This window comes from Idiomarina zobellii, from assembly GCF_900100855.1.
Lineage (GTDB): Bacteria > Pseudomonadota > Gammaproteobacteria > Enterobacterales > Alteromonadaceae > Idiomarina > Idiomarina zobellii.
Genome location: NZ_FNCB01000020.1, coordinates 1 through 25386 on the forward strand (window position 1 = coordinate 1; position 25386 = coordinate 25386).

Annotated in this window: 27 protein-coding genes; 11 read left to right on the forward strand and 16 right to left on the reverse strand. The window is 48.0% G+C overall.

Features of this window, described 5'->3' with window-relative positions:
* From BLT32_RS12020 to BLT32_RS12035, 4 genes are all read right to left on the reverse strand, one after another.
* A partial coding sequence (locus tag BLT32_RS12020; protein WP_143020950.1) for an IS110 family transposase occupies positions 1 to 392 on the reverse strand: 392 nt, incomplete at its 3' end.
* A 166-nt stretch (positions 393 to 558) separates the two neighbouring features.
* Positions 559 to 2391, reverse strand: coding sequence for a DUF1302 domain-containing protein (locus BLT32_RS12025; RefSeq protein WP_235444020.1), 1833 nt, complete (start codon positions 2389 to 2391; stop codon positions 559 to 561).
* A gap of 174 nt (positions 2392 to 2565) precedes the next feature.
* A complete protein-coding gene (locus BLT32_RS12030; RefSeq protein WP_053954538.1) occupies positions 2566 to 3495 on the reverse strand; it encodes an electron transfer flavoprotein subunit alpha/FixB family protein in 930 nt (309 codons plus the stop codon).
* Positions 3492 to 4241, reverse strand: a complete 750-nt coding sequence (locus BLT32_RS12035) for an electron transfer flavoprotein subunit beta/FixA family protein (protein WP_053954537.1) — start codon at positions 4239 to 4241, stop codon at positions 3492 to 3494. Before BLT32_RS12035 ends, BLT32_RS12030 begins: the two co-directional genes overlap by 4 nt.
* Positions 4242 to 4366: 125 nt before the next feature.
* Between BLT32_RS12035 and BLT32_RS12040 the strand changes: the two genes are divergently transcribed.
* The gene (locus BLT32_RS12040; RefSeq protein ID WP_053954536.1) at positions 4367 to 4732 is read left to right on the forward strand and encodes a SufE family protein; all 366 of its coding nucleotides are present in this window, start codon (positions 4367 to 4369) and stop codon (positions 4730 to 4732) included.
* A gap of 124 nt (positions 4733 to 4856) precedes the next feature.
* Here the strand turns inward: BLT32_RS12040 and BLT32_RS12045 are convergent, their stop codons facing one another.
* The 5 genes from BLT32_RS12045 to BLT32_RS12065 all read right to left on the reverse strand — a co-directional run bounded on the left by BLT32_RS12045 (position 4857) and on the right by BLT32_RS12065 (position 8815).
* Entirely contained in the window at positions 4857 to 5168 is a 312-nt protein-coding gene (locus BLT32_RS12045; protein ID WP_053954535.1) for a helix-turn-helix domain-containing protein, read from the reverse strand.
* The gene (locus BLT32_RS12050) at positions 5165 to 6511 is read right to left on the reverse strand and encodes a type II toxin-antitoxin system HipA family toxin (protein ID WP_053954534.1); all 1347 of its coding nucleotides are present in this window, start codon (positions 6509 to 6511) and stop codon (positions 5165 to 5167) included. Before BLT32_RS12050 ends, BLT32_RS12045 begins: the two co-directional genes overlap by 4 nt.
* 78 nt (positions 6512 to 6589) lie before the next feature.
* On the reverse strand, positions 6590 to 7378 hold the full coding sequence (tcdA, locus tag BLT32_RS12055; protein WP_053954533.1) for a tRNA cyclic N6-threonylcarbamoyladenosine(37) synthase TcdA: 789 nt from the start codon (positions 7376 to 7378) through the stop codon (positions 6590 to 6592).
* Entirely contained in the window at positions 7371 to 7790 is a 420-nt protein-coding gene (locus BLT32_RS12060) for a PAS domain-containing protein (RefSeq protein ID WP_053954532.1), read from the reverse strand. Before BLT32_RS12060 ends, tcdA begins: the two co-directional genes overlap by 8 nt.
* Positions 7787 to 8815 carry a response regulator gene (locus BLT32_RS12065; RefSeq protein WP_053954531.1) on the reverse strand — a complete coding sequence of 343 codons (1029 nt, stop codon included), beginning with the start codon at positions 8813 to 8815 and terminating at the stop codon, positions 7787 to 7789. Before BLT32_RS12065 ends, BLT32_RS12060 begins: the two co-directional genes overlap by 4 nt.
* Positions 8816 to 8929: 114 nt before the next feature.
* Between BLT32_RS12065 and BLT32_RS12070 the strand changes: the two genes are divergently transcribed.
* Positions 8930 to 9781, forward strand: a complete 852-nt coding sequence (locus BLT32_RS12070; RefSeq protein ID WP_053954541.1) for a thymidylate synthase — start codon at positions 8930 to 8932, stop codon at positions 9779 to 9781.
* Between the two features lie 228 nt (positions 9782 to 10009).
* Here BLT32_RS12070 and lgt read toward each other — a convergent pair whose 3' ends face one another.
* The 4 genes from lgt to rppH are packed head-to-tail and all read right to left on the reverse strand — an operon-like array spanning position 10010 to position 14396.
* Positions 10010 to 10798, reverse strand: a complete 789-nt coding sequence (lgt, locus tag BLT32_RS12075) for a prolipoprotein diacylglyceryl transferase (protein WP_053954530.1) — start codon at positions 10796 to 10798, stop codon at positions 10010 to 10012.
* 21 nt (positions 10799 to 10819) lie between these two features.
* Positions 10820 to 11608 (reverse strand): sulfite exporter TauE/SafE family protein, encoded by a 789-nt coding sequence (locus tag BLT32_RS12080; protein ID WP_053954529.1) that lies wholly within the window; start codon positions 11606 to 11608, stop codon positions 10820 to 10822.
* Positions 11609 to 11610: 2 nt separating this feature from the next.
* Positions 11611 to 13881 carry a phosphoenolpyruvate--protein phosphotransferase gene (gene ptsP / locus BLT32_RS12085; RefSeq protein WP_053954540.1) on the reverse strand — a complete coding sequence of 757 codons (2271 nt, stop codon included), beginning with the start codon at positions 13879 to 13881 and terminating at the stop codon, positions 11611 to 11613.
* 2 nt (positions 13882 to 13883) lie between these two features.
* Complete coding sequence (gene rppH / locus BLT32_RS12090; RefSeq protein ID WP_053954528.1) at positions 13884 to 14396, reverse strand: RNA pyrophosphohydrolase; 513 nt, start codon at positions 14394 to 14396, stop codon at positions 13884 to 13886.
* Between the two features lie 94 nt (positions 14397 to 14490).
* On the opposite strand from rppH, the gene mutH reads away from it, so the two are divergent.
* Positions 14491 to 15165, forward strand: coding sequence for a DNA mismatch repair endonuclease MutH (mutH, locus tag BLT32_RS12095; RefSeq protein WP_053954527.1), 675 nt, complete (start codon positions 14491 to 14493; stop codon positions 15163 to 15165).
* 49 nt (positions 15166 to 15214) lie between these two features.
* Here the strand turns inward: mutH and BLT32_RS12100 are convergent, their stop codons facing one another.
* A complete protein-coding gene (locus BLT32_RS12100; protein ID WP_053954526.1) occupies positions 15215 to 15874 on the reverse strand; it encodes a DUF2982 domain-containing protein in 660 nt (219 codons plus the stop codon).
* A gap of 126 nt (positions 15875 to 16000) precedes the next feature.
* Positions 16001 to 16681: an EAL domain-containing protein gene (locus tag BLT32_RS12105; protein ID WP_235444019.1), complete on the reverse strand. Its 681-nt coding sequence runs from the start codon at positions 16679 to 16681 to the stop codon at positions 16001 to 16003.
* 180 nt (positions 16682 to 16861) lie between these two features.
* On the opposite strand from BLT32_RS12105, the gene BLT32_RS12110 reads away from it, so the two are divergent.
* The 8 genes from BLT32_RS12110 (at position 16862) to arcA (ending at position 24893) form a co-directional block, all read left to right on the forward strand.
* Entirely contained in the window at positions 16862 to 17284 is a 423-nt protein-coding gene (locus tag BLT32_RS12110; protein ID WP_053954524.1) for an ATP-dependent zinc protease family protein, read from the forward strand.
* Positions 17281 to 18186, forward strand: coding sequence for a 30S ribosomal protein S6--L-glutamate ligase (gene rimK, locus BLT32_RS12115; protein ID WP_053954523.1), 906 nt, complete (start codon positions 17281 to 17283; stop codon positions 18184 to 18186). Before BLT32_RS12110 ends, rimK begins: the two co-directional genes overlap by 4 nt.
* A gap of 1 nt (position 18187) precedes the next feature.
* Complete coding sequence (locus BLT32_RS12120; RefSeq protein ID WP_053954522.1) at positions 18188 to 19204, forward strand: succinylglutamate desuccinylase/aspartoacylase family protein; 1017 nt, start codon at positions 18188 to 18190, stop codon at positions 19202 to 19204.
* The gene (locus BLT32_RS12125) at positions 19201 to 19557 is read left to right on the forward strand and encodes an Hpt domain-containing protein (RefSeq protein ID WP_074668989.1); all 357 of its coding nucleotides are present in this window, start codon (positions 19201 to 19203) and stop codon (positions 19555 to 19557) included. Before BLT32_RS12120 ends, BLT32_RS12125 begins: the two co-directional genes overlap by 4 nt.
* Before the next feature lie 77 nt (positions 19558 to 19634).
* Positions 19635 to 21341 carry a flagellar assembly protein A gene (locus tag BLT32_RS12130; RefSeq protein ID WP_053954520.1) on the forward strand — a complete coding sequence of 569 codons (1707 nt, stop codon included), beginning with the start codon at positions 19635 to 19637 and terminating at the stop codon, positions 21339 to 21341.
* A 12-nt stretch (positions 21342 to 21353) separates the two neighbouring features.
* Positions 21354 to 22358 (forward strand): class I SAM-dependent methyltransferase, encoded by a 1005-nt coding sequence (locus BLT32_RS12135; protein WP_053954519.1) that lies wholly within the window; start codon positions 21354 to 21356, stop codon positions 22356 to 22358.
* Between the two features lie 94 nt (positions 22359 to 22452).
* The gene (locus BLT32_RS12140) at positions 22453 to 24072 is read left to right on the forward strand and encodes an ATP-binding protein (protein ID WP_053954518.1); all 1620 of its coding nucleotides are present in this window, start codon (positions 22453 to 22455) and stop codon (positions 24070 to 24072) included.
* A 98-nt stretch (positions 24073 to 24170) separates the two neighbouring features.
* The gene (arcA, locus tag BLT32_RS12145; protein ID WP_053954517.1) at positions 24171 to 24893 is read left to right on the forward strand and encodes a two-component system response regulator ArcA; all 723 of its coding nucleotides are present in this window, start codon (positions 24171 to 24173) and stop codon (positions 24891 to 24893) included.
* Here the strand turns inward: arcA and BLT32_RS12150 are convergent.
* Positions 24887 to 25237, reverse strand: a complete 351-nt coding sequence (locus BLT32_RS12150) for an Hpt domain-containing protein (protein WP_053954516.1) — start codon at positions 25235 to 25237, stop codon at positions 24887 to 24889. The two genes, arcA and BLT32_RS12150, sit on opposite strands and share 7 nt — an antisense overlap.
* Between the last annotated feature and the right edge of the window lie 149 nt (positions 25238 to 25386).

Consider the following 25386-nt stretch of genomic DNA (forward strand, 5'->3'; position numbering starts at 1 on the left):
CCTTCCCGTTGATTCACCATCAGAGCTAAATCCTGCTGCTCAATACTTTTCAGCCTGACCGTCTGACGATTAGGCCGTGATGCCGCCTCGGCTATCGCCCGGGCGTCATTTGCATCGTTCTTCTCACCCTGCAAATACGCTTTGACGAAGCGTGGTGGCAGCGCCACCGTTTTATAACCCAGTTTTTCACATTCGCGGCGCCAGTAATGACTCATGCCGCAGGACTCAACCGCCACTTCACAGTCATCTGTACGTTTCAATGTTGCCAGCTTCGCTAACACCTTGTTGCTGCGCAGCTTTTTATTAAACACTTCCTGCTCATTTTCATCCAGCGCCAAAACCTGAATAAAATCCTTTGCCAAATCCAGTGCAATTCTGTTTACAATAGCCATTGGTCCTCTCCACTCTGTTTCTATAGAAGCTTGAACCTCTATATTGGCACATTGCGATGCCGTAAGAGGGAGGGGACCATCTCATCAGGCTACACTCGTAATTTGGGCATAAAAAAACCGCCTCATAGAGACGGTTTTATCGTGTTCCACTTCATGAATCAATGTATTAGAACGCGTATGAGAAGCTAACGGACGCAAAGTCTCGGTCAGCTAACGGGTCTAAGTCGCTGTCTGAATACATGGTGTAACCAAGAGTCACTTTATAAGTTGACAGGTAGTCAGCCATTAAATCCAGACCCAGTGATTTGCGGTCTTCAATAAAGTTACTGTTCGGCGAATAACCATTAACGTCATGGTTAAACTGAACCGTTGGGTTTAAGCCCCAGCCTTGCCAGACGTTTGAGTATTCAAACTGGAAGCGCGTGCGATAACCCCAAGATGTTGAAGTAACAAAACCTTCGCAGTTTCCGTTTGCCATTGGGCCTGCGTCTTGCTCAGTTAGACATTTGCCGAATAGTGGCAAGCGGCCATAGCGCTGCTCTTGAATACCCGGCATATCGTGAACACTGTTCATTGCAACTTCACCAACAAAGGTCATCCGGTCTGAACCTAAGAAGCGGTCGAAGAAGCGAACAAAGCTGACCTGCGCCTGGCTGACATCTAAACGATCATAGCCATTCGCTTTCGCTCCTAAATCAGTGCTATTCACACGATCGGCAAACGTACTTGGTGTATTCGGGCGTAAGCCCGCGGTCAGAATTTCAGTAGTGTTGATTTGTACTGGCATACCATCGCGATAGCTATACTCACCAGACACAGACCACATACCTAAATTTGTGCTAAAGCTTAAACCGTAAACTTCAGTGTCTTCTGGGTACTCTAATACCAGTTTAGGCCCGTCGATTGGATAACCATTTGGAGTCGCCCACGCATAGTCTACATCTTGACCATTTTCCGCCGCTTCTTGATAAGGGCGCGGGTCAACACTCCAGTTATACGCAGAAATAATTGGCGTGTTGTTGTGCAGGTTCAGGTAGTAAACACCAAACTCAGCACCAAGATCGATTGAGTAGTAGCGTAGGTTTGCCCCCCACTGACCACTGTCAGAGGCTTCAATGCGAGGGTTGCTTCCAATATAAGCGCCAGCTTCAATAGACTGACGGTCACTCAACGCAATACCATTACCGATGGTTGGATTCAGCGTCACCAAACCACAACCTGGGCCACCAATAATATCAACGCTTGAGAAGTAAGTACCACAGCCATCCAGCTTGGTGTTATCCCACTCGTATTGGTAGAAAGCTTCAAAGTTCATCACATCGGTTAAACCGATGTTGGTGCTCACCATACCTACGGGTAATAACGCTTCCTTAATTTCCGCGCCCGGACGACGAGCCGCGTTAACGTCTAACGGGTTAATATCATTAATACCGTTGAAAACGAAGGTGCTCTCACCCCAGCTCAGTACCTGACGACCCACACGAACACTAGTCGGCATATCACCCAAGTCAAAGTTGGCGTAGACGAATGCATCTAACAACTCAACGCCATAGCCCTGCGAGTAATCATCAAACGCATCATCGTTCAGCGTGGTATTAGGGTAATAAAGATTAGCAGTGTGCCCCTGAGGCATTTCTTCTTCAGAAATTACATAGTCATACCAGTAGTTAAAGCGCACAAAAGCACCATGATTATCACCGTCAATGCTTAAATCGTGAACGCCTTTGAAAACTGATGATACTAAGTCGCCTTTATCGAAGTTCAGGTTGCCATCATCGCCAACACTTGAACCTGCCGTGCCTCCTGCGCGGTTGCCTGGGTGAATCAGGTGGTTGGCCTGATCTTCCATACGCCACGATGCACCGTAGGAAAGAATAGAGTCGAATTTGATTTCATAGTCGCCGACTTCAAAGTCAGCAGCCTGGCCTGTAGCCGCAAAGCTCAGTGCAATGGCCGTAGCCAGAGGAAGTTTTTTTAGCATAGTTGTTCTTCTTTTCATTGTGAGCCACCTAATCCTTTAAACTTGTTTGGCGGTTATAGATGAATCATGTCCGATGAGTTAAAAATATGCAAGTGTATGAACACGAAAAGATAACAAGTTGTTGGAAAAAGTGCGGGAAAATGTCGTTACCAGCGTCTAAATTGACGCTGGTAACAAGTCTTTAAAAGTAATTTATAACTTTTCTTTGAGTTCAGGAAGAACATCAAATAAGTCGGCTACTAAGCCGTAGTCAGCCACCTGGAAGATTGGGGCTTCTTCATCTTTGTTAATAGCAACAATGACTTTAGAGTCTTTCATACCAGCTAAGTGCTGGATAGCACCACTAATGCCAACAGCAACATAAAGCTGAGGTGCAACAATTTTACCGGTTTGACCCACCTGCATGTCGTTTGGTACGAAACCAGCATCAACAGCGGCACGTGATGCGCCAACCGCAGCGCCCAGTTTGTCAGCAATGTCTTCCAGCATGTGGAAGTTGTCGCCGTTTTGCATACCACGACCACCAGAAATTACGATTTCCGCTGAAGTCAGGTCAGGACGTTCTGACTCTGCCAGCTGCTCGCCAACAAATTCAGACTTGTCGTTGTTAAATACGGAGTCGATATTTTCAACGTCGCCACTACCACCTTCTGCTGCAACTGCATCAAATGCCGTTGCACGAACGGTAATGACTTTTATTTTATCTTCTGACTGCACAGTGGCAATGGCGTTACCGGCATAGATAGGACGCTTAAAGGTGTCGTCGCTTTCTACCGAGATAATGTCAGATACCTGTGCTACGTCTAATAACGCAGCAACACGCGGCATGAAGTTTTTGCCGGTGGTTGTTGCCGGAGCCAGAATGTGGCTGTAGTTTTTACCTAAGTCAGCAACCAGTTCGCTGATGTTCTCGGCTAGCTGGTGCTCGTAAGCGTCGTTGTCTGCCAGCATGACTTTCTTCACGCCGTCGGCTTTTGCTACATTTTCAGCAACGGTTGAGCACCCTTTACCGGCAACCAGTACCTCGATGTCTCCACCGATTTTCTGTGCAGCGGCTAACGTTTTCAGCGTTGAAGGGTCAACCGCGTTATTGTCGTGTTCTGCTACCACTAAGATGCTCATAATACTTTCGCCTCGTTTTTCAGTTTGTCGACCAGCTCATCTACGTCAGCTACTTTCACACCGGCGCTACGTTCAGCAGGCGTTTCAACTTTCAGCAGCTTAATAGTGCGCTTAACTTCCACACCCAGTTCGTCCGGGCTTGTGGTTTCCAGCGGCTTACGCTTGGCTTTCATGATGTTTGGCAGCGACGCGTAACGCGGTTCGTTCAGACGCAGGTCGGTAGTGACAATAGCCGGCAGGTTCAATTTAACGGTTTGCAGACCACCGTCAATTTCACGGGTGACGTTCACAAAGCCGTCGCCTACTTCCACTTTAGACGCGAAAGTACCTTGTGGCATACCGGTTAAGGCGCCCAGCATTTGACCTGTCTGGTTGTTGTCTGAGTCGATAGACTGTTTACCCAGAATGACCATGTCCGGTCCTTCTTTCTCTACCACACCTTTTAGAATTTTAGCGGCAGATAAAGAGTCTGGCATGTCGTCGGTTTCAACCTGAATAGCACGGTCAGCACCTAGTGCCAGTGCAGTACGTAACTGCTCCTGTACCGCTTTAGGGCCAATAGAAACTACAACGACTTCGTCTGCTGTGCCGGCTTCTTTCAAACGCACGGCTTCTTCTACGGCAATTTCGCAGAATGGGTTAAGTGCCATTTTGACGTTCGCCAAATCGACATCGGACTGATCTGGTTTAACACGCACCTTGACGTTGTAGTCAATGACGCGCTTAACCGCGACAAGTATCTTCATGTTATACTTCCTTTTGCTGGAATGTTCTTAATGTTGGTGTTTATTATGCTGCCATTATCCTAGACTGGCGTCGATCTCACAAGTTGTGGGAGAATAAAACTCTATTACCGTAAGGGAGAGTTTACATGGCCAGCTGGGAACAGCTTTTTCGTCACTTAGTTCAACAAGCCAAAAGTCTACCAGAATATCCGGCAGAATGTCGTGATGACGATCATCTGGTGGGTGGCTGCGAGGCAAAGGTGTGGCTGTGGCTGGATACTTCTGATGTAGAGGCGGTAGTGATTCGTTTTGATTCTGAGTCGCGCATTGTGCGCGGGCTACTGGCACTACTGCAACAACGGCTGGACGGCTGCTCGGTAGCGGAAATAGCCGACTTTGACATTGACGCCTTTTATCGCGCCGAAGGTTTAGATAACGCCCTAAGTCCCTCACGCAGCAACGGCCTGTATCAGGTCGCCAAAACTTTGAAGTTGCGGGTTATTGAGGCGTGAGTGAGCGCTGAGGTTATAGGAGCTACTGCGGAGGACGCCCGTGAATACATCCCTGTAGGGCTTGGGCAGCGCCATCCTTGGCGCTGCACACCTCCGCAGTAGCTCCCATAACCACCGGGCGCGCTCACGATACCTTCAATGTACGGCGCTTTAACCGAGCGGATGCCGGAACCAGGCCGACTTTTAACCCAAAGGGCTTAAACAGTCTATTAATTATGTCGCTAGAATAATTGCCTAGATCATTTTCAACTTCTGAAACGGTCTTTCGGGAAGTTCTTGTGAGCTTGGCATAATCGCTTTGATTCAACCCAGTAATTTTTTTCCTGAACTCCTGCAACGCTTGTCCCTGGCTTATGTCACCCTGTAATAGTTGTAGCGCAATACGTTCAATAAGAGCTTCTCGCTCTTCGCCGCTAAGCTGGTTACTCTTAATCATAGCAGCCCCCAGCGTTTCAGTTTTTCTGGAATATTTGCCAGTCCGACTTTAGGCATCGTCATAATGCTGTCTGGAACGCCTCGTTCTCTTAATCTACTTTCCAAACCAATAAGTTGCTCAGCCGATGTATTCAGGTCACCGAGCAATTGTTCGGGTTCAATTAAATCAGAAAGCTCCTCGCAGATGGCGCCAAAGTTATATTCGCCACCACTTTCCATTGGCTCTCCCCAAACAGTTGATCTTGGCACTCCTTCGGGGTCAGCTCGCATCGGCGCAAAATCATAAATTGGCGTAAGTTGAATGCCGCTGTTACTTCTGAAAAACGCTGTGTTACGACCGTGATTGTCGGAATTGCCAAAGGCAATATTCAATAGATCCCGCCTTACCCATTCGGTTACGAACGCCTCTACATTAAAATAAGCTCCCTGTTCTTTCACCGTGTATGAGTTTTCAATTTTGCTGACTAACTCACGTATAACATCAGCATGACGAAGACGCACACCGGGCGCTCGCTTTAATATTGAGTAAACAGACTCCATTGCCTTGCGAGTAACGACGCCATTAACTACTTCAACGTCGAAACGCGGAAGCCAAAGCGACGGAAAGTTTTCACCTTCTTCAAGCCTCATCTGTTCGGTTGTTATGGTGCTAACTCCCATTTCCTCTAGCTCACAATAAAAGTGATATTCCGAGCGCAGGATATCGCAGTCAATTTGCTTTCGTTGACCCCGAGGAAACTTCACCAGATAAAATGCGTCCTGAATATTAGTTCCGTCTTGAAAGGTATCTATCCAAACCTCGTCATTATTGTTGCATCGCAGCAATAATTTTGGCGCTTCGCCACCCGCACCGGTTGCTCCCCCGGCAATAGCTCCTCGCTGTTGAGCATACTCAAGAAAACTCGCGTTTCTTTCTACAACGTCGCTGACACTAAACTGAGGAGGGTCTATAGTTTCGTTCTGGTTTTCGACAGCTTCTTTTATTCTCAAATGTCCAACAGGTGCAATTGCAGCTTTTTCAAGCAACGCCAGATTTTGTTCGCTTAGTGGCGAATTGGATATTTCAAGCTGCTCTACCCAAAACCGTCGTGCCGCACCACTTGGGATAATATCATCAAGAAAGCGAAGCCAACCGGGTTGATCGTCGTCATCGAAATAAAGCTGAACGGGATGGTTTAAGGAAACAGCATGGTGGTCATCCTGCTCCAGGTGCTCAATAGCGTAGCCCGTTTTATACTGAACTTGTACATCGGGCTCATTCTGCCCGTTTCGTTCAGTAAAAGTTAACATAGCTATGTCCTGCCACTGGTTTTGCAGGTAAGCCTGTACCGTTAGACTATTCATGACGCACCTAAAATTGAGTGATATTACACTCAAAATAGACAAATAAATCTATTTTTGCAACCTATACCACGCAAAATGTTATTTTGGGGGTGCCATTCGCTTCAATAACGTAGCAGTGGCTTGCATCGCAAAGCTGCAGGTGACGACCATAGCGGCGCCAAAGCCGGAGCTGCAGTCCATGCGCATGGAGCCAGAGCCGGGTTTTTGCAGGGTCACTTCACCTTCTAGCTCACCGGAAATAACCGGATAGCGCAGTTGCTCTTCGGAGTAGACACAGTCAACGCCCCATTTGCGCTTGGGGTTCTTAGAAAAACCGTAGTCGCGGCGCAGTTGTGAGCGGACTTTGGCGAGTAGCGGGTCCTGTTTGGCTTTGGCTAAGTCACCGACGCGGATCATGCCGGGGTCTATCTGCCCGCCTGCACCGCCGCACACCACCAGGCGTAGCTTCCGGCGTTTACACCAGGCTACTAACGCCGCTTTGGTGTTAACGCTGTCTATGGCGTCCAGCACCGCATCAGCGCCAGCTAGGTACTCTTCGAAGTTTTCCGGCAATAAAAAGTCATCAATAGCCTTAACTTCGCAGTTTGGGTTGATGCTTTTCACGCGCTGTGCCAGCACCTCGGTTTTTAGTTGCCCAATGGTATCATCGGTAGCCGGTAACTGACGGTTAATATTGGTGGTGCATACGTCGTCTAAATCAATGAGTGTTAACTTGCCAATGCCGGTGCGCGCCAGTGCCTCCACCGCCCAGGAACCGACGCCGCCAAGCCCGGCGACTACTATATGTAACTGCTGAAAATGGTTGAGCGCCTGCTGTCCGTAAACACGGCTGACACCACCAAAACGCTGATCGGGTACTTCACTCATGACTGGGTTGTTCACTCACATCGTAGATAATAATGCCCACCTGGTGCACTTCACCACGCGGGTTCTTAAGCGGAATTAGGGTGACGTTTTGATACATCCATTCGCTCTGCCCGCTTATGGGCCGGCTGTGGCGAAATCGAAACACGTAAGGACGCTGTTGCCAGGTGATAAACACCCGCGAGTTTAATTGCCGCACGCGGTCAATTTTACGCTGAAACCAGACCTGGTCGATACCCGGACAACAGCGGAATAAATTTTTATCGCGCACTTCGCTGGGTCGCAGGCCGCTGTGATTCTGCATAAACTCGTTCCACATCTGGATGTTGTTGTCGTTATCGACCACCACAATGCCTACATCAATGGCACCCAGAATGCTCAGCTTGCTGTGCAGCTCATCCATATCGTCTATCATCGGTCATCCTTTTCGCTTTGCAGCCAGTGCGCCAGTTGCTGGTCGAGAATTTTCACGGCATCGGCCGGGAACAACAGTAAGAGATCAAACGCCAGCTTATGCTCCGGCAACTGATAGCCTATTTCTATGGCCAGAATTTTCTGCCAGCGCTGTTCGCCGTATTGCAGTAACTCTTGCATGGACTGGTTTTCGCCAAGCAATACCGGCTGTGACGCCGCAAACTCCACATGCAACTGCTGGCCCAAACCGTTTAAACAGGCAGAGGATAAAATAGAAGCCACGTCCATTAATGACTCAATGCGCTGCTGCTTCACCGAGCCACTTTCGCCCAGCTTCGCGCCTAATAACTGACCAATGTCGTCAATAGCCGCTTCATTAAAGAGCGTTAGAGCCTCCCCTAATATGCCACTGCCGGAAAAGCCCTGACTGACTGCCGCCACTTGCTGTTTAGCATCGATAGACTCTATCGCCATGTGCAGTTCAGAAGGCGCAATGAAATTGACGTTCGGCACGGGTAACTCAATAAAGGTATCCAGCACCCGGGCTAAGTGATCACCCGCCTGACCCATGGCAACGTTTGAAACCTCGCGGTATACATCGAGCGGATTAGACGGAGCCTGAGTTTGCTGGTCGGCGACTTTTAGTTGTCCACCGGCGGGCTGGTAAAGGCCGAACTGCTGCAATAGAGTCTGTACGTCCTCGGCTTTCATCGGCTTTTTCACAAAGGCCATGGCACCTAATGACTGCACGCGCTTTTGCGCCTCAGGCTGTATGTCACCCGACACCACAATAACCAAGGTTTCTAACTGCTCGTCTTTGATGGCCTGCAGAGTTTCGTAGCCGTCTTTTACCGGCATGTTCAAATCCAGAAACAGGATTTCAGCACGCCCTTCACGCACACAAGTCAGCGCTTGCTCACCGTGCTCAGCCTGGTGTACCTCGGCATCCCAGTCATCGGGTAGCGTGCGCAACAGCTGTTTCCGCGCCATTTTCGAGTCATCGCACAGCGTGACTTTTAGCGTCATAGTGTCAGGTTTCCGCCCGTTGGTTAATACCGTTATTCTAGCGCAGGCAGTAGCCTGATGCCATTGCATCAGGTACGATATAAAACATTACGCACAACACAATTTTATATAAAAATGAAACAATACTTAGAGCTGTGCCAACGCATTGTTGACGAAGGTGTGTGGGTTAAAAACGAACGCACAGGCATTAACTGCCTAACGGTTATAAACGCCGACTTAGAGTACGATGTTGCCAACAACCAATTCCCGCTCATTACCACTCGCAAAAGTTATTATAAGTCAGCTATTGCTGAGCTTTTGGGCTATTTGCGTGGCTACGACAGCGCCGCTCAGTTTCGTGAGATTGGCTGCAAAACCTGGGACGCCAATGCCAATGAGAACCAGGCCTGGCTAAACAACCCGAACCGAAAAGGCGAAGATGACATGGGCCGCGTGTATGGGGTACAGGGCCGCTCGTGGCAAAAGCCGGACGGCAGCCACTTAGATCAGTTGAAAAAAGTGATTAATAATCTGTCAAAAGGCATTGATGACCGCGGCGAAATAGTCACCTTCTATAACCCCGGCGAATTTGAGTTAGGTTGTTTGCGCCCCTGTATGCATACCCACAACTTTTCGCTGTTAGGCGACACGCTTTACCTAACCTCGTACCAACGCAGCTGCGACGTACCGCTGGGGCTTAATTTTAACCAAATTCAGTGCTTCGTTCTGCTGGCTCTGGTAGCACAAATTACCGGGCACAAGCCAGGCAAGGCGTATCACAAGATAGTGAACGCTCACATCTATGAGAACCAGTTAGAGTTAATGCGTGATGTACAGCTGAAGCGCGAGCCGTTCCCGTCTCCGCAACTGCACATTAACCCTGAGATAAAATCTTTAGAAGACATTGAAACCTGGGTCAGCAAAGACGATTTCACAGTCAGCGGATACCAATGCCACGAGCCAATAAAATACCCATTTGCTGTGTAGGTGAGGTTGCCTGAGGCCTAGGAGGAAGCGGCTGTTAAGTCACATGTTTCGCTTGAGCGTTAAGGGGCTCTATGCCAGAGACGCTGCAAGTTCATCCATGAACGCTTGACGAAGGCCATCCATGGCCTTCGACACTCTGGCATAGAGCCCCTCAACACTCGTAACGCTTACATGCGCCTCAACAGCCGTTGTTTGGCCCCCTAGGCAAGGAACATTCGGTATATTATTTTAAACGCGACGCTGTGCACGAACCATCAAAATGATGCCCAGAATAATCATTGGCAGAGTCAGCCATTGCCCCATGGACATTCCGAGTGACAATAAACCTAAATGCGCGTCTGGCTCGCGGAAAAATTCGACAATAAAGCGAGCAATACCGTAGCCCAGCAGGAATAACCCACTTACTGCGCCAGTGCCGCGAGGTTTTCGTTGGAACCATAAGATAACTAAAAACAGCAGCAAACCTTCTAATAGCGCTTCGTAAAGCTGCGACGGATGCCTTGGCACCGGGCCACCGCTGGGGAAGTACATTGCCCAGGGTACTTCTGCCGCACGGCCCCAAAGCTCGCCATTGATAAAGTTACCTATACGTCCGAAGAATAAGCCCATAGGCACTAGTGGTGCTACAAAATCCCCCACTTGAAGGAAGTCGCGCTTTTTCTTCTTTGCGTATAAAAACATCGCAGCTATAACACCCAATAAGCCGCCATGAAAAGACATACCACCTTCGTGGACATAGAAAATATAGAGGGGGTCGGCAAGGAAGTAGTCAAAATGGTAGAACAAGGTATAACCGACACGCCCTCCAACAAAAACACCGATGAAACACCAGAACAGTAAGTCACTAAACTGTTCTTTGCTCCAGTTTTCATCTGTTTTGGTTTGGCGAACACCCCAGAAATAGGCAAATGCAAAGGCGACAAGATAACTGATACCGTACCAATGCACATCAATAGGGCCAATGCTAAAGGCCACTGGATCTATCGCTGGAAACTGCCAGTATTCGTTCGAAGGCACTGAGGACACTCCCTTGTTCTATTAAAAAATAAGTTGTACAGCAACAATAATTAAAAATGCAGCAAACACGCGCTGCAACTGCTTAACCGGTAATTTATGGGCAAGTTTAGCACCTAATGGCGCCATTAAAACCGACGCTACGGAAATGCCTATCCACGCCGGTATATGAATTAACCCGAAAGCCCCGGTGGCTTTACCCGACAGCCAGCCATTAGCAATAAACATAACGACGGAACTACAGCCAATAATAAAACTACCGAGCGACGATATTGCAATAGCCTGACGCACAGGCAGTCGCATTTTCGTTAAAAAAGGCACAGTTAAGGCCCCACCGCCAATTCCAACTAAGCCCGATATGGTGCCAATAATATAACTCCCTAAGGCGACCAACCGTTTTGACACCGATGTCATCGGCTCACCGGTTTTCTGCGGCATAACCATACGCGCAGCCAAGGCTATTAATACAATGGAAAAAATACGTTTCAGCCAGTCCGGGTCGATAACGGTAACCAGGTACGCTCCGGTCATTGCGCCGATAGACAAGCCAGGCAAAACACGAACTAACCAAAACTTTTCCATTAAGCCGTGCTTAGCATGAGAACGCGAAGCGCTGGCGGTTGTCATACAAACGGTCGCCAGACTGGTTGCTATAGCACTCGGAACCACCAGTTCAGGAGGCACACCTATTATCGGCAACAAATAAATAAGTAGCGGCACAATAACCAAACCGCCACCAATACCGAGCATTCCAGCCAACAAACCGGCAACTGCTCCGCCGCCCAAACACAAAAGCCAAGTGCTTAATAGCATGTTTATTTCCCTGCCCGCACAAAGCCGCCAAGCCCCATGCTTTCCATTTTGTCCGCTATCATACTGCGTATTTGCTCCGGGTTACGTGCCTGTAACGCTTTTGCCAGCATGACGTTAAGCGTACTTGAACGTACGTTGCGGAGAATCCAACGCACTCTGTCAACGTTATAACTGTTCATACTGAGCTGCCGATACCCCATTGCAACCAAAAGCAACGCGCCGCCAGGGTCACCGGCTAATTCACCACATACGCTAACAGGCTTACCCAGTTCCTCACAGCGCCGGGCAATCTCATCCAAACTCGCTAAAACTGCCGGGTGGTAGGCGTCATAAAGGCTGGCAACGCGTCGATTATTGCGGTCAACCGCCAATAAATACTGTGTTAAGTCATTACTGCCTACTGAGAAAAAGTCGACTTTACTGGCCATGGCCGGTAATTGATAAATAGCCGCAGGGACTTCTATCATCACCCCTAACTGCGGCTGGAATAGATTTACGCCAACTTCACACCCCTGCTCTTCTGCAACCTCGAAGTACGCCTGTTTAATGAGCCGTGATGATTCGTCTACCTCACTGGTGCTAGTGATCATAGGCAATAAAATACGTAGATTACTTTTACCAATACTGGCTCTTAGCATTGCCCGAATTTGTATCAAAAAAATCTCAGGATGGTCGAGCGTCAGTCGTATACCGCGCCAACCTAAGAAAGGGTTGTCTTCCTGCAGCGGAAAATACGGTAGAGGTTTATCGCCGCCCACATCGAGTGTCCGCATAACCACCGGACGATCAGGAAACTGTTCAAGCACCTCCTGATACATTTCCGTTTGCTCGTCTTCTGTAGGTAGCTGGTCTCGCATCATAAATGGAATTTCAGAGCGATAAAGCCCAACACCGTCAATATTCAAGGACTGTAAATAATCGTGAGCAACATCCAAGCCCAGGTTTAGATGTAAGCTAACTCGCTGACCGTCTTGAGTTTCGGCTGGCAAATGGCTGTGCTCAGAGACAATATCCTTGAGTTCCTGCTCTTCTTCGGCCAACTGATGAAACTGACTCAGCACCTGTGGTGGCGGGTCAATATAGACTTCACCGGTATAACCGTCGACAGCAAGCTGGCGGTCAGAGAAAAAATGGAGATCAATATCATCAATACCCAATACCGCCGGAATACCCATACTGCGCGCCATAATGGCTGCGTGCGAGTTACTTGAACCATTTAATGAAATAATACCGGCGATATGAGCCTGCGGTAACTCTGCAAGCATAGAAGCCGTGACTTCATCCGCCACCAATATGAAACTATCCGGCAGCAGTTTACGTTGCCGTTGACGGTTCTGCAGGTGCATAAGCACACGCTGACCAATGTCCCGAACGTCTGTCGCACGCTCCTTAAGGTAGGAATCCTCTAGCGCTTCAAACTGCGAAACGAACTGTTCAACCACGTACTTTAATGCGGTCTGCGCGCGCCAGCCTTCTTTAATCATGTTTTCGACGGCATCACCAAGGCTGGCGGCATCAAGCATGCCTTGATACACATCGAAAATAGCCAGCGTATCGTCAGGAACCTGCCCGGCCATGCGTCGGGACAGTTCTTTTAGGTCAGCTCGTGTGCGCGCAACGGCTTGCCGAAACTTCCGTATTTCATGAACCGGTTTATCGGAGCGCTTTGGGGTAACTTCATCCAATCTTGCTTCAGGTCGGGATACATAAGCCTCACCAATAGCCACACCTGGAGACCCAGGAAGTCCGCGAAGACTGTGAATCCACGGCGAGTGGTCACTCATTAACAGGCCTTTCGCATCGGCATGAGCAATGACCACCGCTAACTGCGCCGCCAACGTTACAATGAAGGCTTCTTCTTCGCGAGTAAACTGCCGGGCAACGCTTTGGTGAACGACAACGATACCCAACACTTTTCTGCGGTGAATAATAGGCGCAGCCAATAACCCACGATAAATATTTTCGTTGGTGTCGACCAGCTTCTTGTTGGCAGGGTGCTGACTAGCGTCTGCGATATTCAGTGGTTCTTCCCGCTGTGCAGCGAGACTGATTATACCTTCACCGAAGTCGACGCGAATTGACGAGCCGTCTTCTGTTCGCAGGCCATCACTGGCGGCCATAACAAATTGACGTTGCTCGTTATCAGCAATAAACACACTGCAACTGTCCGTTTCTAGCGCTTCGCGTACCTGACCGACCATGGTATTTAGCGCCATGTTAAAGTCAGGCGCTTTATTCACGCCTTCAACAATTCTTTGCAGTGTGACTAACATCATTATCTTCTACGTCGGTGGTGACGTCCTCCTGACGAACGAAATGGCATGGCATGAGGGGCAAACTCTTTCATAACCCGGCGGTACACATCGCGTTTAAACGATACGACTTGTCGTACAGGGTACCAATAGCTTACCCAGCGCCAGCCATCGAATTCAGGGTGACCTGAATGTAAGACATCGACATCTTCTTCCCGACACTTCAGGCGCAGTAAAAACCACTTTTGTTTTTGTCCAACACACATGGGCCGTTGTTCACGCCGAATCAGCCGCTTAGGCAACCGATAACGCAACCAGTGACGGCTGGTGTACAGAATTTCGACCTGCTCAGGCTTTAAACCGACTTCTTCATAAAGTTCTCGGTACATTGCCTGTTCAGGAGTCTCGCCGTCGTGAATGCCTCCTTGTGGAAACTGCCAGCTCTGCTGGTTAATTCGACGAGCCCAAAATACCTGCCCATGCCCGTTACAGATGACGATTCCTACGTTGGGTCGGAATCCTTCAGCATCTATCACGCGAGCATCCTCAATTATTCTCTGTTACAGTGGATTCTTCCATAAAGCCCGGTTTCGGGCAAATACTCATTTTGGATTTGCGCAGATTTACGACATGACAGACAAGCCCTCTCGCCCTACATCCGTTGACGAACTGTTTGAACGCGCAGCCGCACTTGCCGGTAAGCGCTTTTCGGAATTAGCCGAACAGGTGGGTTTAACTGCCCCAGAAAACCTACGCCGCGACAAAGGCTGGGTGGGACAACTTCTGGAACTGCACCTTGGCGCTACTGCAGGCTCTAAGCCCACTCAGGACTTCCCTGAGTTGGGGGTTGAATTAAAAACGCTACCGGTCACTCCAGAAGGAGAGCCATTGGAAACGACTTTTGTTTGCAGCGCCCCGCTGACGAGTATTGAAGGGGTGCAGTGGGCTACATCGAACGTGCGCAACAAACTTCAGCATGTACTCTGGTTGCCTATCGATGGCCGCCGCGAGATACCCGTTCCTGACCGGGTGGTTGGCAGCGCTTTCCTTTGGGCACCCAATGAGAAAGAGGAAGCTCAACTTCGTGCTGACTGGGAAGAGCACATGGATAGAATCGCGTTAGGACAGGTCGAGAGCATTACTGCCCGACAAGGTGAAGTTATGCAAATACGGCCGAAAGCTGCTGACGGCTCTGTTCTAACGGACGCCATTGGCCCCGAAGGCACCATCATTAAAGTTCGTCCCCGCGGGTTCTACCTCAAAAAAGACTTCACCCGAGCCATCCTTCAGCGCATTTTTGCTTAATCAGAGGCGTACCTCAACGTAGCCTAATGCTATTGCATCAGGTGCGATCTTAACGGCTTGCCTGCAAACGCTGGAGGTGAGCTTTAAATTCGTAGATATCTCTATCGAGTGCATTAGTACTAACATAAAGGTCGTAACCAAGAAGCTCGCGCATTTGTTCCATTCGCTTGCCAAAAACGCCAATAAGTCCTTTATAAACTTTACCATTCGGGCTTGTATAACTGTCTGGAATGTCGAAGTATGGCGTATAGTCCTCCCGGTCGGGAGCTTGATGCCTTAGCGCCATTGTCAAGAGTTGGCGCTGTTCAAACAATAGTGCGGAAGCTAAGCGTGGTGATATCTCGTCTAAAACCTCTTCTACATTATGTAGACGGAAACCGATAAAGGGCGCATCTTCAAGATCGAGTACTCGGTTTACTCTGGGTACATCAAAGCGAATGATGTTTTCCCACCGAATATGCCACTCACCGCGCCGGTGTAGATATTGAATACCTTCTGGGGTAATTACCAGTGAGACTGGAGGTTCTATTAACTTTCCTATGCCAAGCAACATGAATATGCCCGAGGCCGCTCCGAGAACAACTGAAACGCCAATTGGAATGTCATCCCTAATCAGATGCAGAAAGACTAGTAGCATCAATATAAGCAGCGCGATACCGCAAAAGCTTATGGCATTGCGTCTGGCTTGTGGGCTTACAGTGAATTGCATGGCGTTCCTTTATTCCTGCAAACTGGTTTATGTAGCCCGACGTGATTTACGTCAGGTGCGATTTTGAATTCACAGGCTAATGATGGTTCACCATCGCACCTGATGCAATAGCATCAGGCTGCGTCTTTACCGAAATACGACGGGTTGTATGGCTTCTAGCATCGGCTTTTGAAAGAAGTAACCTTGCATAAGAGAGACACCAGCATCTTGCAAGTACTTAAACTCGTTTTCGGTCTCTATGCCTTCGGCAATAATTCGTATGCCAAGCTGCTCTGCAATATCCAAAATACCTTTAACCAGTACCTGATTCACTTTATTAGAATCGATATCACGAATAAGCTTCATATCTATCTTAATGATGTCAGGCTGAAAGTCAGACAAGAGGTTCAATCCGGAATGACCAGCACCAAAGTCATCAATAGCAGTCATAAATCCCTCTTTCCGATAGGCTTCAAAAACATCCACCAGAAAGTCCTGGCTGACCACTTTTTCCTGTTCGGTTACCTCAAAAATAATGTTCTTCTTATCGAACCCTGTCTTGCGCGCAGTCGATAAGGTTTTGGCCAGACAGGTTTCTGGCTCATAAATAGCATTCGGCATAAAGTTAATGCTTAGCTTTGACGGCAGCTCAATTCTTGAAGCCGTTTCTATGGCTTTTACCCGACAGCTTTGATCAAAGGTATATTTGGTTTCTTCCGTGACTCGGCCTAATACTTCTCCGGCGCCTTCACCATTTTCTCCGCGCACGAGCGCTTCGTAGGCAAACACATTTTTTTGGCTGGCATCAACAATGGGTTGAAAAGCCATTTTAATACCGAAGTTTAGTGGCGTTCGGCAATCGCATCCTGGACATGCAGACATAAAGTTTCCTTGCTTACTTTTTCATCGTCTTCAAACGAAAAAATTCTTTCAAATGATCACTAAAAAAATTGCCTTTTTTGAAAAATACTGTATTAAGCATTCAGCATTATATTACAAGGTAGCACAATGATAACAATTGGTTGGAGAGAATGGGGTCACCTCCCCGCGCTCGGCATTAGTAACATTCACATGAAAGTCGATACTGGCGCAAAAACGTCGTGTTTGCACGCTTTTCAACTCGAACCGTTTATGAAAGAAGGCGAGGAATGGCTGCGCATTTTCGTTCACCCTAAACAAGAATCGCTGGAAGAGCACATTTGCGAAGCAAGAGTATATGACAAAAGAGAAGTTACCGACTCTGGAGGCCATACTGAAGTACGCTACGTGATAAAAACTCGTTTCGTGCTCGGCTCATTTGACCAGGAGGTCGAACTGACCTTAACTAACAGAGACACGATGAAATTCAGAATGTTATTGGGACGCCAGGCCATGCGAGGTCATTTTCTGGTCAACCCTGATGCCTCTCACTTACTTGGAGATGTAAAATGAGAATAGCGATTTTATCGCGAAACTCTTCGCTGTATTCGACTCGCCGACTGATTGAAGCCGCTCGTGACCGAGGCCACGAGGTTGATGTATTAAACCCACTCAGCTGCTACATGAATATCAACGCGCGAGAAAATTCAATTCACCGGCACGGTAAAGAGTTACCGTACTACGATTGCGTCATTCCGCGTATTGGCGCATCTGTAACCTTTTACGGTACCGCCGTATTGCGCCAATTCGAGATGATGGGCACTTACCCGTTAAACGAGTCGGTCGCTATCTCACGCAGCCGCGACAAGTTACGCTCATTGCAGCTACTCTCGCGCAAAGGTATTGGTTTGCCAACCACCGGTTTTGCCGACCAACCACAAGACATTCCCGATTTAATCGATATGGTGGGTGGTGCGCCGTTAGTTATTAAGTTACTCGAGGGAACACAAGGCATCGGTGTGGTGTTAGCCGAAACGGCACAAGCGGCTGAGAGCGTGATAGAGGCCTTTATGGGCATGAAATCCAATATCATGGTGCAGGAATACATTCGCGAAGCCGGTGGGGCAGACATCCGTTGTTTTGTCCTTGGCGACAAAGTCATAGCCGCTATGAAACGCCAGGCCAAACCCGGAGAGTTCCGCTCGAACCTTCACCGTGGAGGTAGCGCATCCTTAGTAAAACTGACTCCGGCAGAGCGAGCCACAGCTGTGAAGGCTGCTAAAACGATGGGGTTAAATGTGGCCGGCGTCGATATCTTACGCTCGAACCACGGCCCATTAGTGATGGAAGTGAATTCATCGCCAGGTCTTGAAGGCATTGAGCAGGCAACAGAAAAAGACGTTGCCTCGCAAATTATTACGTTCTTAGAAAAGAATGCAAAGGCGCATAAAACACGTACGAAAGGAAAAGGCTAAAATGAAGCGGTTTGAGCTTGCCGGGCAAAGCATTGAGTCCGGTTCACATCAGCATATTACGTTGCCGGCGGTTCGCCTTTATAACGATGCACCGCTGGACTTACGTATTGATGTATTCCACGGTACCAAGCCGGGACCAGTTCTGTTGGTATCTGCCGCTATTCACGGCGACGAGCTCAACGGCATAGAAATATGCCGCCGCTTAATTAACGAAACCGACGCCCGCAACCTTGCCGGAACGCTGGTCGTCGTGCCTATCGTGAATTTATTTGGGTTCATCCAACAGTCTCGTTACCTACCGGACAGACGTGACTTAAACCGTTGTTTCCCGGGGTCTGAACGTGGTGCATTAGGCAGTCGCATGGCCTTTTTATTCAGTGAAGAGCTGGTAAAAAAATCCACCCATATTATCGACTTACACACCGGCGCCATTCACCGCAGTAACCTACCGCAAATTCGCGCGGACGTTGATAACGACAAGTCTCTCGAAATGGCTAAATCATTCAGTACGCCAGTTATTTTGCAGTCCAAAGAGAGGGACGGTTCACTCCGGGCTTTAGCGACTGAATTAGGTATTCCGCTCATTCTTTATGAAGCAGGCGAAGCGTTGCGCTTTGACGAGGCTTCAATAAGTGCCGGGGTTATTGGTGTTCAGAATGTCATGAAGCACCTGAAAATGCTTAAAGGTCGCCGTAAAGGACGCCGTATTACACCAGTTATATCGCACCGCTCCACTTGGGTTCGTTCCGAGCGGGACGGTCTAATACTTCGTAAAGTAGAATTGGGACAAACCATTCAGAAAGGTCAAATACTGGCGTTAAGTGTGAACCCTCACGGCGGTGCAGACGACCCTATTGAGTCACCGGTTCGCGGCATTATTATTGGCTGCAGCAATATTCCGGTTGCGAACGAAGGCGAGGCGTTGTTCAATGTGGCTCAGTTTGACAAAGATGTCATATCCGATGCCACAGAAAGTGTGGATTCATTTACCGAGGTGTATGAGAACAAGCCCTTATGACGATGAAGCTGTCAACTGTCGACTTTGAGAAAGGTCTGCACCATTGCGACGATGTACCGTCGCTTTATCGTGAAGTCCTTCAATGTTACCTGGGGGAGTTTTCACCGCTGATAGACGAAGACGCCCTGCTTGCTAGCGACAATGAAGCAAAAATTAAGATACATACATTAAAAAGTTTAACGGCAACAATTGGTGCGGATACGTTTAGTGAGTTTGTTGGACAAGTATTCAATAAGTGGCCCAGCTTAACTGACAGTGAAAAGCGCCAAGAGATTAGACAACTGAACCACTTCCTTTTTGAAGTGAATCAAAAAGTCCAACACTATTGCAACGAAAACCCGCAAACCGACTAAAAACAATACAAAAACTTATCAAACTTCGTTAAGATTGGTCGATAAAATTATAACAACAGTTAGACAGTAGGCGCGCAATGTCCAGTCCGGTGAGTTTCCGGGTTTCTGAACGCGATGTATACATAAGTATTGATGCCGGTACATCGCCGTCAGACGTTAAAGCAGAAGCATTACAGAAAGCCTGGCAGGCTTCTGAGTTTTCGGCTGCCAAACTATTGGATCCTCAAATGTTGACGCAAACGGCAACAAAATACGCGCAGCACTACTCCAAAGACAGCAACAAGAGCATTCCTTTTCAAGTCACTATTGCTGAAATCTTTGACGCTGAGCTTAAGTTGCAAATCAGTGACGACTCTATGAGAGTGACAGCCACTGCCATTGTTGGCTTTGGCGGCAAGCCTTTAACGCAAGAGATGATCATTGCTGCGCTTCGGGAAAAAGGTATTACCTCGGGCATTCAGCGTAAAGGCATAGAAGCTCTGGTAGAGCATACCAACGAAGCGCCTCCCGGGGCGGAAATGTCAGTAACTGTCGCTAAAGGAAAGCATCCGATTAACGGCAGTAATGCACGTTTTAAACCCTTGGCCGATGACGCTCGCAAGCGAGTTTTGCGCCCTCAACTTCGAGAAGACGGTACTGCCGATATGCGTGACTTAGGTGCGCAAGTCACTGTCGACCCAGGTCAGCCACTGCTACAGAAAATACCACTGAGTAAAGGTCGCCCGGGTTTTACCGTGTTTGGCCAGGAACTCGAAGCAATGGATGGAGAAGATCGTGACTTTGCCCCCGGTGAGGGCACGAAAATAAGTGATGATGATCCGAATGTTATTATCGCTGACCGCACCGGTTTACCCAGTTTTAATGGTAATAGCGTACAAGTCGACGACGTTATGCAGTTAAATAACGTTGATGTTTCCACCGGTCACGTCAAGTTCAAAGGCAGCGTGATAGTCACCGGTAACGTAAGCGAAGGTATGAAAGTAACCTGCAGCGGCGATATTACCGTTGGTGGTTATGTCGACTCTGCCGAGCTCTATGCCGACGGTAACATTACCGTTCAAAAAGGCTGTATTGGCCGACTTCTGAATGCTTCCGAAACCGGCGAACACGATGAAGATGCTGACGACTGGATTCCGGAAGTATCGACAAAATTGGTCGCCGGCGGTTCAGTCTGGTGTGCTTACGCTCAATATTCCTTTTTCGATGCGCAAAATGGCGTGCATACAAACAAGCAACTAACTCACTGTCACGTAGTCACTAAAGGGCCTTTAGCTATTGGTGGTGAGGGGAAAGCAGCACGCGGCAAGCTTATTGGTGGCACCATTGAAACCAATGATCACATCTATTGCGGTCAATTAGGCGCACCAGCTGGCACAAAAACTCGAGTTTACTGGTCGCTACCGCCGGCAGACCCTCAGTCAGTTAACCATTTAAACCATTTACGCAGCTCCCTCGCTAAACTTATTGCGCGTGCTAAAACGTTGCAGCAAGGCTTAGAGCGATGCAAGTTACTTGAATATGAGGCCAAACGGGTTCAATACCAGCAAAAACTGCATGGTGAGCTGAAGAAAATAAAGTCTCGAATTAGTACTACGCGCACTAGCATTGACTCCGTGCTGGAGGCCTTTGAAAATCACCCTACTCTGCGCACAATGGTTAGTCGCGAAGTATTCCCCGGTATACTCTTCATATTTAAAGAAAAAAGCCTGCGCATTAAAGAGCATCGCAATGGTACAATGTTCTTACTTGAAGACAAACAACTGCGCGTAGACAGTCTACTGTAACGATTCAATATAATGTCATCTGCTATTTTTTCTTTATTAGAACGCCAACACGAGCAGCCCTGGCGCGATGCTCCTTTACTGGTAATTAACCCCCTGGACGACGCTTTAGCAACACTCAAGAATGCAGAAGCCTGGTGCTTTCATGCGGGCACGGCGAGCCAGTGGCAAGCGAAAGGTAACGTCGCCTATTGTCAGGCTTCAGCTCCTGACATAAGCCAATACACACAAGTCATGCTGGTGGTTGCCAAAGAAAAAGCGCTGAATCACTATATTCTGGAGCAACTCACTGCATTACCTACGGATGCTATTGTCTGGCTGGTTGGAGAGAAGCGCTCCGGCGTTCAGTCCCTCGCTAAAAAATTGCCTGAGAGCTTTTCAAAAGCGCGTAAGGTCGCATCGGGAAATCATTGCCAATTATTTAGCTTGAGTCATATTGAAGCAGCGACTGACCCCAGGCCTTTAACGGATTACGCAACCCATGTCCATTATGAGTTAAATGGGCACACTGAGAGTTTCACCACATTACCAGGCGTATTCAGTCAAACTCATATTGACCCTGCCACCCAATTGCTATTGAACACCCTGAGCGAAAAACCACTGGGGCAAGTGTTAGACTTTGCTTGTGGTGCCGGTGTGATAACCAGCGCATTACGTCAGTCAGCCGAGCATTTAACCGCCTGTGATGTTAACCCTATGGCCATCGCTGCCAGCACAATGACGTTTGCTCAGCAGGGTATTGAGGTTGATTTGCGCTTAGCCGACGGCTTACCTGATAATTTAGAGGTGTTTGACACTATTGTCAGTAACCCGCCATTTCACACAGGCCAAAAAACGGACTATGCCATTGCTCGTAAATTTTTGAGTAGTGCTCGCAAACATTTGAAGAAAAATGGCGCTTTGTATATCGTTGCGAATCGCTTTTTACCTTGGCCAGAGGTTATCGAAGAACACTTTGGACACTGTGAAACGCTTGTTGATGATGGTCGTTACCGAGTTTACGAAGCCATTCGTCGATAAAATAAGCGTTTTATCGTTTAGGCGATTACTCTTTTGTTAACGATTTGCTAACATAAATAAACATAAACAATAATTAAGTTGAGCTGTTAACTGAATGCATACGATTTCACTGAAGCGCATACTCATTTATCTGGTGCTACTGGTCACCAGTTTTGCGCTGCTCATTGGCTTTACAATAAATATTGTCAGTCAGGTTGGACAGTTCGAAAAGTCGCTTCAGGAACAAGCACTCTCTTACACGCGAATTATCGCCAGTAATGCTGCACGAACTATCGTATTCGACGACTCTGCTTCTGAAAAACAGAGGCTGGGCACTTTTCAGAATACGCCTTTTATTGAGCATATTCATGTTTATAAAATGGACGAAACAAGTGGGCAACTGACTTTTTTTTCCAGTTATAACAAGCAAGGCTTAGCGCCTATTCCGGCCCGCTTTTCCAAGTTAGAGCGTTTAACGTCACCTAAAGTTAACGACTCCAATATAGAGGTTTCTCAACCGGTCACCCTGGACGGTGAGGTTATAGGTTATGTCTACCTAAGAGGCTCCCTCGAGCAAGTTCGATTGTTCATGTGGCGCTCGATAGCGGTAGCTATTGTGGTGGCCCTAGTGACGTTACTCGCATGCTGGCTAGCAACCCTACGACTGCGTAAAGCAATAGTTCAACCTCTCGACTCGGTCGTTGATGTTGTTTCACAAGTTGCCCGGGACAAAAACTATTCACTGCGTTTGCCCTCGTCACAATTAGCTGAGTTTGACATGATGGCTCAAGCCTTCAACACCATGCTTGACCGAGTGCAGCAACACATTACTCGCCAGCGCCGTGCCGAAGAAGAAGCCAGCCAGTTAAACACTCAACTAGAGCAACAAGTCACACAGCGAACTCAAGCGCTGAAAGAGTCAAATAGTGAACTTTTGAAAACCTTAGAGCAATTGCACCAGTATCAAGGGCAGCTAGTAGAATCGGAAAAAATGGCGTCACTAGGTGACATGGTCGCCGGTATTGCTCACGAAGTAAATACACCTATAGGCCTCTCCGTTACAGCGTCTACCTTGTTGCAAGACAAACTCGCTGTCATGCAGGAAAAATTCAATGCTAAAAGGATATCCACCAACGAATTCGAACGTTTCCTGAATGATTGCGATGAAAACTTACAAATTATTTATCGTAACTTGAACAGAGCTGCCGACTTAGTCACCAGCTTCAAGCAAGTTGCTGTAGACCAGTCATCGGAAGTTGACCGTGACATTGAAATAAACAGTTTCATGAATGACGTACTGATGTCCGTGAAGCCACGTCGTTTAAACCCTGAACGCTTCCCCATTAATATTCACTGCGAAGGTGACATACAGGTGCGGGCGAAAGCAGGTCCACTGAACCAAATACTCATGAACCTTATTATTAATTCTATGGTTCATGCGTTCGACGGCCGTGACCAAGGACAAGTAGACATAAGCTTTCAGTTAATGAACGATAACGAACTGGAAATTGTCTATACCGATAACGGCTGTGGCGTTGACGCTGACATTAGCCGTAAGATATTTGATCCTTTTGTGACAACAAAGCGTGGTTCCGGCGGCAGTGGTTTAGGTCTGCATTTAGTTTACAACCTTGTCACGCAGGTGTTGGGTGGAAACATCCACTTTTTCAGTGAAGAGGATAACGGCGTTGAATTTATTATTCGCTTTCCGGTCACCGTGCTCAGCAATGCTTGAAAAATTTGAAACAAAAGTCATAATGTAACGTCATAACTTTTATAATTTGACGCTAACTTTCACGTCAAGCGACGAACTTTCCGGGAAAATCAACGCTTATGAATGCCAGAATACTGATTGTTGAAGATGAAGTCGTTACCCGCCAGACTCTAACTCGTTTATTCCAACAGGAAGGCTATGAAGTATTTGACGCGGCGGACGGTCTGCAAATGGAAAACATTATGCGCCAGGAGCGTGTGGATGTTGTCATTATGGACGTCAATTTACCGGGAAAAAACGGCTTAGAGCTTGCCGAGTCACTGCGTGAAAGAGACAACATTGGTCTTATTTTCCTGACAGGTCGCGATAGCGAAGATGATCGTCTACTTGCTCTTGAGCTCGGTGCTGACGACTACCTTATTAAGCCTTACAACCCGAAAGAGTTAACCATTCGAGTTCGTAACTTATGCCGTCGTATTGAAGCATCACGCTCAAGCAATCCAGTGGAAAGTAACAGCGTTGAATTCCGTTTCCACGGCTGGCGTTTGAATAGTGACAGTCGCTGCCTGTACTCACCAGACAACCAAATGTTCCGTTTGCCGAAAAGTGAGTACCGCGCGCTAGAGCTGTTTTTAACTCATCCGGGTCGTATTTTAGATCGTGAGACTCTGGTCAAGCGTATGTTAGACCGAGAATTACGTCCTAATGATCGTACCGTTGACGTTGCTATTCGTCGCATTCGCCGTCATTTCGAGTCACACCCGGAAACGCCAAACCTAATAACCACCATCCATGGTGAAGGCTATCGGTTTATTGGTGAGGTTGATCAGCAAGCTCAGTGATGAGTTGCTAACCAAGCGTCAATTTGTTGCCGATGCGGGATAACCGCGTCGGCCCACTCTATCAGCCAGCGCTCTACCTGCGGCCATTCCCATTTTTCTTTCTCTACTCGCTTCATCATTTCAGCAAGTTCAGTAAGTCCAACAGAACTGCATGCACCTTTTACTTTATGCGCTTGTTTGCGGAGCTCTTCTTCTTTTCGCTCTTTGGCAGCTGTATGAATAAGCTTTGCGTACTCCTGAATAACGCCGTCAAAGGTGGCTAACGTTGCTTTCAGACCATCAACACCGAGTGAGTCAACGTACTGCTGCAATAATTCGGTATCGATAACCGATTTTTCTGACATTTTGTTACTCCGTCAATCCAAAACTCTATCCTCGGCGTAATTACTGTTTTAGTCAACTCCCCGGCCTGTTTGTCAGGGAGAATCGATTAGGGCAATCGGTGTCACCCGATGGAATTCTGCGCTATAATGCCCGACTTTAAGACTGAGCC